Source organism: Leptospira interrogans (assembly GCF_900156205.1).
Classification (GTDB): Bacteria; Spirochaetota; Leptospiria; order Leptospirales; family Leptospiraceae; genus Leptospira; species Leptospira interrogans.
Window position 1 is genome coordinate 36,035 of record NZ_FTNA01000007.1, and the last position, 11,674, is coordinate 47,708.

An 11,674-nucleotide genomic window follows, 5' to 3' on the forward strand; every position below is an offset into this window, starting at 1 on the left:
AATTCAATATAAGATATAAAAAATCTATCTCAAAATCTAAAATGTGAGAACTACCACAGATTTATGTTTACGAACAAATTCAGAAAATGTAGAAACTTTAATCACGAAAAATAAATGTTTAAAAATCCGTAATGTGACTAAATTTGTAGGAACTCTCACATTTATATGAAATCTTCATTTAAAACGAATACACATGACTCAAATTAAAAAGAACTTAAAGTAACGCGAAAGAGATCAATGCATTATGTTGCGACCGTAGAAACAACATTAAGTTCAATACTGCCATGCAACATGCAATAAATAGAATATTTATATTTACATATTGTTTTGCAGATTGAAGCTTGAGAGCCATCCGGCTGCCTGCGACAAGCCGGATTCACCCAGATTGGGTTACCTTACATCAAACTCACGTTAAAGTAGTAGTTCAAAACCTATTTGTAATAGTTTCCACAAATTACTTATCATAGTTAGTTAACGTGAATTCGGCGTAAATAACCTATGATTCTAAAAAAAGTTCGAATCTGAACTTTACAGATTGATTCCTAAAATGTAGGAACTACCACAATTTATAAAATAGAAGTTTATAATAATTGAATCTATCGTATTCAAGTGCGGGAACTACTATCACAATTTTAAGAACAAATTCTAAAATTGTAGTAACTCTTATTTTTAGAAAGTTTTTTCTTACACCGAATTCACAGCTAATTACGGTTATATTCTAGAATACTGAAACATAAATTCGATTAAGAGATTCATTTTATAAAGCCTGATTTTTTTGTAAAAATAAAATGAGAAACTCCGTTATAGTTTCGATTAGATGAGTTAATGAGTTCTCTTGATTCTCTTTTTATTCAGAAATCCATTTTCGTTTTTTAAAATCTTCAATCACGATCTCCAAATCGGCGGGTGTATCTACGGACAATCCAGCTTCCTTGGACAAATAAATTCCAATTCCATAACCCGCTTCGATCGCTCTGAGTTGTTCCAAAGATTCCGATTCTTCTAAATTACTTTTGGGAAGAGAATTGTATTGCAAAAGGAAATCCCGATCGTATCCATAAATTCCCAAATGACGATACAAAGGAACCGTAGTCTTAAATTGACTCGGAATCAAAGATCTGGAAAAATAGATTGCCTTTCCGTTTCGATCTATAATTACCTTGACCCGGTTGAAATCGATTGCATGAGAAAAATCTAATAAAGGAACTGCAGCTGTACTCATCGCCCATTCCGGATGAGAGGCTTTTAAACTTGCAACTCCGTCAATTAATTCCGGTTCAATTCCTGGTTCGTCTCCTTGTATATTTACAATTATCGAATATTCAGAAAATTGATTAGCAACTTCAATAATTCGATCAGTTCCGGAAGGATGATCCGAACTAGTCATCACACTTCTACCACCAAATTTTTGAACAACTTCATGAATCCTAACATCATCAGTCGCAACAACTAACTCAGATAAGACAGAGGACCTAGAAGCATTCCGATAAGTCCATTCTATCATGGTCTTATCCCCTATTTTTGCGAGAGGTTTTCCCGGAAAACGAGAACTTGCATAACGCGCAGGAATGACTCCTAAAATTTTTTTCATCAATTGACTATAAATTCAGTAAAATAAACTTCCTGGATCTTTCCTTCAGTAAGAATATGATTTACTTGCGCTTTAATTTCTTCTCTGAGATCCAATTGATCTTCAATATTGATAAGTTCGTCTTTGGACTTTCTTCCCACAATCAAGTTGATCAAATCCCTCATTTGTGCGTTTCTCTCCGCAAGCTCCGCCGATAAGGTTTGATCTTCCTTGGCAATCCCAAACGCCAGTTTCATCTTTACGAAATGAGCCTCTCCTTTGTCGGAAGTGTTGATACGAAATTCTTCCGTAAAGTTATAGTTCGCTAAAGGTGGAGGGGGTTTTACCAAAGCCACATTCTTCATTTGTGTAAATGTCTTTGTGGCAGTTTCTTTTGCTACGATCATCGCAATAACTGCTACAATGATAATTCCAAAAATGGCTCCCGCCACATATAAAAGCCATTTGATAATGGGAGACGTTCCACCACCACCCTCGGCGGCGGGGAGCCCGCCTTCTTCCTCATCTATTTCCGCGTCACCCATAGGTTTGCCTCCTGAATTTTAACGTTAGTCGTTCTTCCGATCACTCTTTGCCGGGTACACTCGATTCCGAGCCGGGAATTTTAGTATTTGGAAGTCCGTAATTAGTTTCGTATGGACTTCTTTTTGTGGATTTCTCCGTCATAATTACTATATCAATTCTTCGATTATAGGCTTTAGCTTCGGGTGTTCCAGCATACTCTACCACTAAAGGTCGAAAGGCTCCGAAACTCACCGCTTGAAACCAAGATGGGTCCAGTTTTTCCACGTTAATGATATAGTCCGTGGAATTGATTGCTCTTGCTCCCGCTAAATCCCAATTGTTGATATAGGCCCTTTCCTCTTTTCCAGGCGCAACTCCAGGATTGACGGCGTTCGCATCACAATGTCCTTCCACTCTTACAAAACGATTTAAATCTTTGATCAACGAGCTCGCTTTTCTAAGAGCAATTTTAATTGAATCCGTTAAAATTGCAGAACCAGGATTAAAATAATCCGCACTTACAAGTGAAATGATAAGACCTCTTTCATCTTCTGTAATCTTTACTTTTCCTGCTTCCACTTCTGGCTTAAAAAGTTCAGTTGCAAGTTGTTTTGATTTAGAAAGCGCTTTCCCAGTCGTTTGTGAAGGAAGACTTTCTATATTCATTCCCATCTCTTCCAATCTTCCTTTGGAAAGAGTCTGACCTCCGTCAAAAAATCCAGTTGTTGTTTTAAACGCGGAAAGGATGATCTGCATTTCGATCGCGTTTGTTTTTCCAGTAGTATAAAGCATAATGAAAAAACAGAGTAACAAAGTTACCATGTCTCCATAAGTAAGCATATACTCTGGAATATTCTGAATACATTCCGGACATTTCGATTTTGCCATTGTAAAACCTGAACTCTATTCGCCTTCGTCCTTGAGTACATCTCTTTCCGAAGGAGGAAGAAACGAAGACAATTTATCTTTTACGATTCTAGGATTGTCTCCGGATTGTATAGATAAAGTTCCTTCAATCATGATCTGTTTAATTGTAAGTTCATCTTCAGACTTACGTATAAGTTTTTTCATGACAGGAATCGCAAACATGTTCGCACCCATAGATCCGTACAAAGTTGTAATCAAAGCCGCTGCCACCCCCGTTCCAATCGCTGAAGGGTCACCAGAACCTAAGTTCTTTAACATCTGTACAAGTCCGATTAGGGTTCCAATCATTCCGAATGCGGGAGCCAAGGCGCCCCAGTTTTCCCACCAAGCCTTTCCGTTATTGTGACGTGAGGCGATATTACCCATTTCGGTTTCCATAATATTTCTAACGAGCTCAGGATCCGTTCCGTCTACTACGAGAGTAATTCCTTTACGTAAAAATTCGTCTGGTAATTCGTTTACGTCGTCTTCAAGCGCGAGAAGTCCTTCTCGCCTCGCCTTCTCCGAAAAGGAGACTAACGTTTTAATCAATTCGATGAGATCGTGTTTTTCCGTTTTAAAAACCTTTTGAGTTATCTTACCAACTGCAAGAGTGGATTCCCAAGGAACGGCCATAATTGTACCAGCAGTTGCACCTCCAAAGGTAATGATAACCGAAGGAATATCAAAAATATCTAATGGACTTAAACCCGCTGAAATAATCCCGAAAATCATCAGGACACACGCTCCACCAAAACCGACTACTGTTCCAAAATCCATGATATTTATTCCAACCTTTTGAACTGATCCGGAGAAGATCCTAGAGGAAACACGAGAATACGTTTTTTATATTCTAAAATTTTTTCAATTACTTCAGAGACCGACTCTTTTACCACGTACTTTCTGTCATTGGAAAGTGTAATCGTCGTATCTGGATTCGCCTCAAGACATTCTATATGAGATGCGTTGAGAACAAACTCATTCCCTTTCAACCTGTGAAGTAGAATCAAACGACTATCCCTTTTTCCTTGGAGTTCCGATTCTATTCTCGACCTGCTTTTTGATTTCGATAATGAATTTTTCCTCGGTAAACCGATTTACATTCTTCTGAAACTCGGAAGTTTTCCAGGAAATCCGGTCAGATCGATCAATCGCAGCTTGTAAGGATTCCACGGTTTGTTCTGGAAAAAAAACTCCAGTTTTATCTGAAACCACCGTTTCTAAAGCTCCACCTTTACCAAAAGCGATTACAGGAGTACAATGAGCCTGTGCTTCTACGGGAGCGATTCCAAAATCTTCCATCCCTGGAAAGAGAAAAGCTTTTGCTTTCTTATAATATTCCAAAACTTCTTCCCGTTTGAGCTGAGGAAGTACTTCAATATTTTGCGGAAGTTTAGAAGTGAGTTTTTTAAATTCTTGTCCTCCCCCAATGAGTACAAGCCGTTTACCATTTTTACGAAACGTTTCAATCGCAAGATCGATTCTTTTATAAGGAGCAAATGCAGAGACGATAAGATAGAAATCGTCCTTTGTTGTAGAGATCACTTTCCATTTTTCGGGTAAACAAGGAGGAAAAATTACTTTGGCCTCTCTACGATAGAATTTTCGGATTCTACGAGCTACAAATTCTGAATTAGACCAAAACCAATCCACTCTTGAAGAGGAAGCTACGTCCCAGGTTCTGAGATAATTTGAAATCGCTTCAAAGGCAAAAAACTTAAAACCTTTTCGAGAAGGAAAATAATCGTAATACAAATCCCAAACATAACGCATAGGAGAATGTATATAACTAAAATGAATCGAGTCCGGATCCGTTATGACACCTTTGGCCACACAATGAGAAGAAGAGATGACAAGATCGTATCCTTTTAGATCCAGAGATTCGATTGCAGTTGGAAACAATGGAAGATACCATCTATATTTGGATTCCTTAAACGGAAGATGATCAGTAAACGCAGTAGTAATCTTTCTTTGTTCGATCCGAGGGTTCAATTTACCAGGACTATAGAATAGCGTAAAAAGATCAGCGGAAGGATAGACTTTGAGTAGAGAATCTAAAACCAATTCTCCACCTCTCATTCCATTTAACCAGTCGTGAATGATGGCGACTTTCATACCGTTATCATCGGCAGATTTGAGAATTTTCCTCCGAATGATTGTAGGAGCGTGACAAGTTTCTTGAGCCAGCGTTTATACAATAACAGAGGTTTTATAAAGAAATTTGAAACTTAAAACATTCACTTTGAATTTTATAGAAGATTCTTCAAATCGCCCTAACATCAAACAACAATCCCAAAAACTTTTTCTTTGAAAGGATCGGAATTTCGACCCGTTTCAAAATAGTTCACTAATCTTTCTGAAAGATCCTTAGCGCCCCACATATTCACAAGTTCATATTTTTGAATGATCTCTAAATCTCGAATGACAGATAAATCTTCCTGAACAATCGGAGCATGAACATATCCTACATTGGGATCGACTTCCACTAAATCCCCTCCTTTCAATGGAAATCCACCTTCAAAATTCAATCTAGGACGAATCCAATACTTTTGGAAATAGGGTTGGGTTGATTTACCTCGAATCTTTTCAACGACTAGTTTTTGCAAAACGATTTGTCCAACGAGGACACAAAAAATTTCTTTAGATTGAGCAAAATCTATTTCTTTCCAATCACCATCTACACAACTTAAATCAAAAAAACGCATGTAAGGACTACAAAGCATTTGTGCAAAAGTATAAAGATCGTCTTTTAATTTGAGACTAACAAGATCTCCTTCTTTCCAGACAACTCGTTTCATTATAAATTAAAAACCTAGAAATCCCTTAATCATGCAGAACTACAAAATAGAGTCCCCAGTATTTTGCGCTAAAACAAAACTTTACAGCGTATCCCAAAACCTTATTATACTTTATCGGAAAGACTACGCTGCAGTAACTCAACAGAACGCGTTCTGGGTTCTGTTCCCATCGAGCGATTCATAAAGAGCCATAACCTTACCCACAAATAATTGGATCTCAAGATCTATCGTCGGAATTACGACAAAATCTTCTGTAAAACTTAGTTCCCGCCCTTATTTTTGGGAGGGGGAGGAGGTGGAAAGGTTTTCTTTATCAGAAAAACATACTTTTTGCAAGTAAAAAGACTCATTCTTGTCGGAACACTTGAAAAATGTGCGTTTTTGAGCCTTCTGATTCTAAAATCCTATTCAACTTGTGGGTAAGGTTATGATAAAGAGCGGGATGTTGAGTTTCCGCTGCGATCCATAGTGAGCAGTGCCATTGAGTTTCTTTTGGGACAGGTTCTTATAATAAAAATTTGTAGTACTCAATTTGACAGAGATCAGTCTTACAATCATAATTCCAACTTGTAAAGATATTTTCTATAGATAAGAAAGGTCTAAAATAGAAATATGAAATACAACGAGGAAATTTTCCCTTATGACAAATCCTGTTTTATTTTTAGGACACGGTTCTCCAATGAACCTCATTACTACTTCCGACTTCACTCAAAATTTAGAAACATTCGGCTCTACACTTTCAGAAATTAAAAATATACTCGTAATTTCTGCACATTGGAAAACGAGAGGAACTTATGTAACGGTCGCTGATCCACCAGAACAGATCTATGATTTTTACGGATTTCCACAAGAATTATACGAAGTAAAATATAGACCATCTGGATCTACAGAACTTGCACAACAAATTCAAAAACTAGTAAAAACCGTAGACGTTTGGGCAACAAAAGATTGGGGATTGGACCACGGAAGCTGGGGAGTATTGTATTTTTTATTTCGGAAAGCGAACTTTCCAGTCATCCAATTGAGTATAGACGCAAACTGTAATCCAGAAAAACAATACGAAATCGGAAAAGAATTACGACCTCTTCGCGAAGAAGGAACTTTAATATTAGGAAGTGGTAATATTGTACACAATCTTCATAAAGCCGACTTTTACAACCTAAACGCAACTCCCACGGATTGGGCAATCGAATTTGACGAATATATGAGACAAGCGTTGGAGTCCAGAAACGACAAAATAATTTTAGACTTTCAAAACAAAGGAGAAATCGCAAAACTTGCAGCACCCAGCACGGAACATTTAGAACCTATCTTTTACGTTTTAGGAGCGATGAAACCGGAAGAAAAAGTGAAATTCATTCATCATAGTTTTCAAAATCGGACCGTATCGATGCGATCTTTCACTTCGGTTTAAAAAAACGCGGTTCGACGTAAGACAACCCGGCTGCCACGGACTCTAACTCAGTATTTCTCCCTGTCGAATGATCTATAGAGAATAAGGCACGTATTTCAATTGATCATTTCCCGAACTCGGCAGAAAGACTCTCTATAGATCGCCGTTCTAAGTCGAAATACAATGCTTTAATCTGTAAAACAACAGGAATAATATCGTAAATATAAACATTCCATTGATTGCATGTTGTATGGCGGTATTGAACTCAATGTTACTCCTACGGTGTAACATAATACGTCGATCCCTTTCGCATGAGTTACATCGAACTCACGTTCAAAATCATTCTTCATCCCCGGAAAGAACCCATTCCTTATTGGTAAGAGAATTGGAAACCTTCATAAGGTCTCTTTCCGGATCGATCAAAATCTGACTTTTCCTACCGTTTAAAGAAACCATAACGTCTGCATAAACCGAAACTTCTTGACCAGTTTTTTCCTTTTCGTTTTTACCGATCCAATGTGCAAATTGAAGGATTAAATCCGGCTGATAACTCATCATAATTCTTTGGATTTCATTGAGATGAGATTCTGGAAGCACTACGTTCGTTTCTCCGGTTTGCTGATTTACTACTCTAAAAGAAGCGATCCCATTTTTTTGAACTAACATAATCTGCCAGGAAAATCTAAAACCTTGTTCCGTCCAAAGATGATTTCCAGGATATAAAAAATGTCTGAGAGGGAACAAAGACTGAAAAAGAACGTAAAAAAAACAGAAGTAACGAAGAGCACGATCAGAAAAAAGTAAACCGAATTTATTTCTAAATATTTTTACTTTGGAGAAAAGAAAGTTCTCGGATGTTTGAGATTTCAATTCTAAAAGTTTCAAAAAGGATTCAATAAAGGAAAAAACTGATCTCTTAAAATGAATCGGAAATCGAGTCCATAGAAAATGAAAAATATTCTCCTGATCCGGAAACATCCTTTTAGATTTTAGAAATCGAAATAAATCCACCGGCCAAGTAGGAGAAAAAAATAAAGTAGAATTCAAAATCATAATCCAAGGAAACATACCGATCGGAAATAACTTCCAAGTCAAAAAATGAAATATTATAATTAAAGAATATCCAAATACTCTCATCTTTCGATTTAATAATAAGAAAGGAATCGTAAGGTCAAAAATCAAACCCGCATAACTGAAAAAATACCCAGTAACTGGCATGGAAAGTATCGGACCAAAAATAGGAATATCCGAATTACGAAGAAGCCAGATTCGAACCGGCTGCGCGTCAAAAAGCCAGTCTGGAACCAATTTACCAATTCCACCAAAAAAATAAACAACACCAATCTGAAATCTAAGAATATAAAGATTCCAAGCAGGAACTGGATCCGTCTCTAAAATTGATTTATTTTTGAATATTCTAAAAACATGAAATATGTTTAAAGCCCTATCAGCAGGAATCCAAATCAAAAGAAAAAGAAGCAAACAAACTAGATAATAATGATTTAGATAAACCGCAACTTCTAGAAGATTGATATAACTAAAAATCAGAAAAAAACAAAGAACGGAAATCCTGTAAAAAATTCCCAAAGAAATAAACACCGCTAAAAAAAGAAGAGAAACAAAAAGAGAATATAAAATCCAAGCGGGAAAAACTGCAATCCAAGAAAGACCGTAAAATTTAAAATGAAAACTCGGATCTAAAAAGTATTTGGAAATCCATCCATTTGAAAAATAACGAAATGCTAATATAAAAAGAAGAATACCGAATACAATCCGATAAAATCCCAAAGACCAAGCGGGAAGAGGATTAGAAACCCGGAAGAATAGGTTGGAAATAAGTTTTTCTCGCATAGTAACCAGCGCCGATCGGTTTCCATTCGCCAGAAAAGCGTTTCTTGGAAAGTTCTGCAAGCATTCCCGGAATTTTCGATTGCGAATCCGGCAAAAGATCATTCATGTGAAACACTTCTTTCATTCCCAAAGAGATGTCTTTTAGATTTAGGATTTCCGCCCCTTCTCGAATTAAAATTTCCCCGCCAAAATTTTTGGTCTGACGAGGATCCGAAAAGATAAAAACATTTCTATTTTGTTCTATAGCATTATAAGCGGATGAAATTGCCCCCGATTTTTCAGGAGCTTCTACGATAAAAACGGAACTACAAAGCCCAGTGATAATTCGATTTCGTTTTGGAAACGTGTATTTTAAAATTTTTTGACCGGGAGGATATTCGGTTAAAATTAAAGTCCGTTGGGAAGAATTTATCCTTTGGTATAACATTTTATTTTCGAAAGGATATTCTTTTTCCGGACCGGTTCCCATCACTCCTATGACCGCCAAATCTTCGTCAAGAGCAGAGTTCATACTCACAGCGTCTATTCCTTTGGCAAAACCCGAAACAATTCCAGAAAAACCTTTATTTTTTAAGTAAGAAGGAAATAACTCCGCGGCAAAAACCGAAATTGGGGAAGGATCCCTGGTGCCTACTACCGCCCCATATAATAAATTTAGAATATTCAAATTTCCTTTATAAAATAAAACCAAAGGTGGATCATAAATTTCCTTTAAAAGAGACGGATATTGCGGATCATAAAAAGACAAGACTTTAAATCCGGTTAAGTCCAAATCTTTAGAAATTTTATCCGAGTGAAACAAGGATTTTCCCAGAACAGAGGCGGGAAGATGGTTTTTTAAATATTCGTTTAAACTTTCCCAAGAATTCAATTTTCTGAATATTTGATTTTTAAAACAGAATTTAGAAACCTGGGAATCGACTAGAACAAGTCGATTCATTCCGATCTTGAGTAAGTTTCTTCTATTTTTTTCAAATTTTGAAGTACATTTTGATACGAATCGTTTTTTTCAAGTCCACCTCGAACCAGACCCGCATCGTTTAAGTCTTCGATTGTTTTCTTTACTTTCAAATATTCTTCTTTGGAATCGTCAACTTTACCGAGCCTATATAAAAAATTCGCTTTTGCAAAACGAGCGGGAACGTTTCTAGATTCTTTTTTTATAATATCATCCAGAATTTTAAATGCTTTATCTTGATCATGAAAACCTGCGGACACACCTTCCCAAGAAGAATCCGCCATAGAAGAATCGAAATAGATAAGAGCAAGTTGAAACGGAAATCTAGAATCCCTAGGATCTTGAATAGATAGATGAGTAAAAAGATCGATTGCTATTTGTCTTCTTGTAGTTTCCCAACCCCTATCTTTGGAAGCGTTTGCATAGGCAAGAGCGGTTTCAAATAGAAGTTGTTGATCAACCGGTTTTAGTAGAAGTGCCTTTTCAAAATAAGGAATTGCTGGTTCAAAAAAATGAAGTTCTGCTCCCACGATTTCTATTTTTTTTCCTTCGTTGTTTTCTTTCAAAGCACGGTTATAGAATTTGACACCCATATCGTAGTCTCCTATTTTCATATAACCCTGTGCGATTTTCCAACTGAGTACCCCCGCAGATCTTGTCTTTTGCGCCATTGAAGAAATTTTCTTTTCTAATTCGATGATCTCTGCTTCTTCCATCGCAAGTCTTTCTTTCCAATCTTCTAAATCTTCCACAGTAGGTGGCCTATCTACTCGATTTTGAAATCCAAAATTTTTAGATCTTTCGCAAGAGATAAAAACAAATAAACAAAAAGATAAAATTAGGATTCGTTTCCAACAATGGGTGCACGACTTTTTCAATTTTTGACGGCGAGCCGTTTTACGAAAAACAAAGTTAGAATTTGACTCTTTAAAATTTTCATACCGGAACCTTTGAGTTTTCAGTAAGATTCTGCCCAAAGATTTATCGAATATTTTTACTGCTGAATGGATCGTTTTGTTTTTTAGAAGTTTTGACAAAGGTTCTAAAATTAGAATCACACTTTTTTGAATCATAATATTTCCTCGGGAAGAATCTGCCCTTTTCATAATATCGGCTTATAAAAAAAATCCCTTCTACCCTAATGGATACGGTTTTTGGTCCGTCCGCCACAGATTGAATTTTTCGAAAAAAATAGAACATTTCTTCCGTTTTTTAAAATGATTCGGTGTGTAAGTAATTACTACTCGGGTGCATGAATAGAATACCTGTGTTAGATCGTTTCAAAAATTTGAATATTTTGGTCTTGCTTTAAAATGCCGTAAATCCCGAATTTGCGGTATTTTTTAAGTACCACTAGTTTTTTCGTAAATTAGGCCGTTAATAACTTGGTACTATTTTCATGCGTCCGAATAGTAAGAATTTGTCCAAAATCCTAAACACCGACTCTTAGGAAGGTGTTTGCTGAGTTTTCCGAGCGTCTATAGAAGCGAGACGCTGAGTTCTACAGAACGACCCATAAAAAGCCATCACCAACCCCACAAGTTGAATAGGATTTTAGAATCAAAATGAATTCAACAAAACGGGCTTTCTATGGATCGCCGTTCTGGGCTCAAAAAGGCACATTTTTCAAGTGTTCCGACAAGAATGAGTCTTTTTACTTGCAAAAAGTATGT

General features: G+C 36.7%; 11 protein-coding genes. 1 reads left to right on the forward strand and 10 read right to left on the reverse strand.

What is annotated here, in order from left to right:
- Window positions 1-847 precede the first annotated feature (847 nt).
- The 7 genes from kdsB to BW942_RS07850 form a co-directional block, all read right to left on the reverse strand.
- Entirely contained in the window at window positions 848-1,591 is a 744-nt protein-coding gene (gene kdsB, locus BW942_RS07820) for a 3-deoxy-manno-octulosonate cytidylyltransferase (protein ID WP_000721859.1), read from the reverse strand.
- Window positions 1,591-2,115, reverse strand: coding sequence for a flagellar basal body-associated FliL family protein (locus tag BW942_RS07825; RefSeq protein ID WP_000501992.1), 525 nt, complete (start codon window positions 2,113-2,115; stop codon window positions 1,591-1,593). The genes kdsB and BW942_RS07825 overlap by 1 nt, the downstream gene beginning before the upstream one ends.
- A 40-nt stretch (window positions 2,116-2,155) precedes the next feature.
- A complete protein-coding gene (motB, locus tag BW942_RS07830; RefSeq protein ID WP_001129912.1) occupies window positions 2,156-2,983 on the reverse strand; it encodes a flagellar motor protein MotB in 828 nt (275 codons plus the stop codon).
- A 15-nt stretch (window positions 2,984-2,998) separates the two neighbouring features.
- The gene (locus BW942_RS07835; protein ID WP_002970641.1) at window positions 2,999-3,781 is read right to left on the reverse strand and encodes a motility protein A; all 783 of its coding nucleotides are present in this window, start codon (window positions 3,779-3,781) and stop codon (window positions 2,999-3,001) included.
- Window positions 3,782-3,786: 5 nt separating this feature from the next.
- Window positions 3,787-4,011 carry a flagellar FlbD family protein gene (locus BW942_RS07840; RefSeq protein WP_000601827.1) on the reverse strand — a complete coding sequence of 75 codons (225 nt, stop codon included), beginning with the start codon at window positions 4,009-4,011 and terminating at the stop codon, window positions 3,787-3,789.
- Window positions 4,012-4,015: 4 nt separating this feature from the next.
- Window positions 4,016-5,116, reverse strand: a complete 1,101-nt coding sequence (locus BW942_RS07845; protein ID WP_000861276.1) for a glycosyltransferase — start codon at window positions 5,114-5,116, stop codon at window positions 4,016-4,018.
- A 164-nt stretch (window positions 5,117-5,280) separates the two neighbouring features.
- Window positions 5,281-5,799, reverse strand: coding sequence for a hypothetical protein (locus tag BW942_RS07850; RefSeq protein ID WP_000832757.1), 519 nt, complete (start codon window positions 5,797-5,799; stop codon window positions 5,281-5,283).
- 640 nt (window positions 5,800-6,439) lie between these two features.
- On the opposite strand from BW942_RS07850, the gene ygiD reads away from it, so the two are divergent.
- A complete protein-coding gene (gene ygiD / locus BW942_RS07855) occupies window positions 6,440-7,213 on the forward strand; it encodes a 4,5-DOPA-extradiol-dioxygenase (RefSeq protein WP_000184345.1) in 774 nt (257 codons plus the stop codon).
- Between the two features lie 318 nt (window positions 7,214-7,531).
- Here ygiD and BW942_RS07865 read toward each other — a convergent pair whose 3' ends face one another.
- From BW942_RS07865 to BW942_RS07875, 3 genes are read right to left on the reverse strand one after another with little or no spacing between them, the layout of a single operon-like run.
- A complete protein-coding gene (locus BW942_RS07865; RefSeq protein WP_001208364.1) occupies window positions 7,532-9,043 on the reverse strand; it encodes an HTTM domain-containing protein in 1,512 nt (503 codons plus the stop codon).
- A complete protein-coding gene (gene dprA / locus BW942_RS07870; RefSeq protein WP_001081159.1) occupies window positions 9,000-9,983 on the reverse strand; it encodes a DNA-processing protein DprA in 984 nt (327 codons plus the stop codon). Before dprA ends, BW942_RS07865 begins: the two co-directional genes overlap by 44 nt.
- Window positions 9,980-11,107, reverse strand: a complete 1,128-nt coding sequence (locus tag BW942_RS07875; RefSeq protein ID WP_000816419.1) for a tetratricopeptide repeat protein — start codon at window positions 11,105-11,107, stop codon at window positions 9,980-9,982. Before BW942_RS07875 ends, dprA begins: the two co-directional genes overlap by 4 nt.
- Window positions 11,108-11,674: the final 567 nt, after the last annotated feature.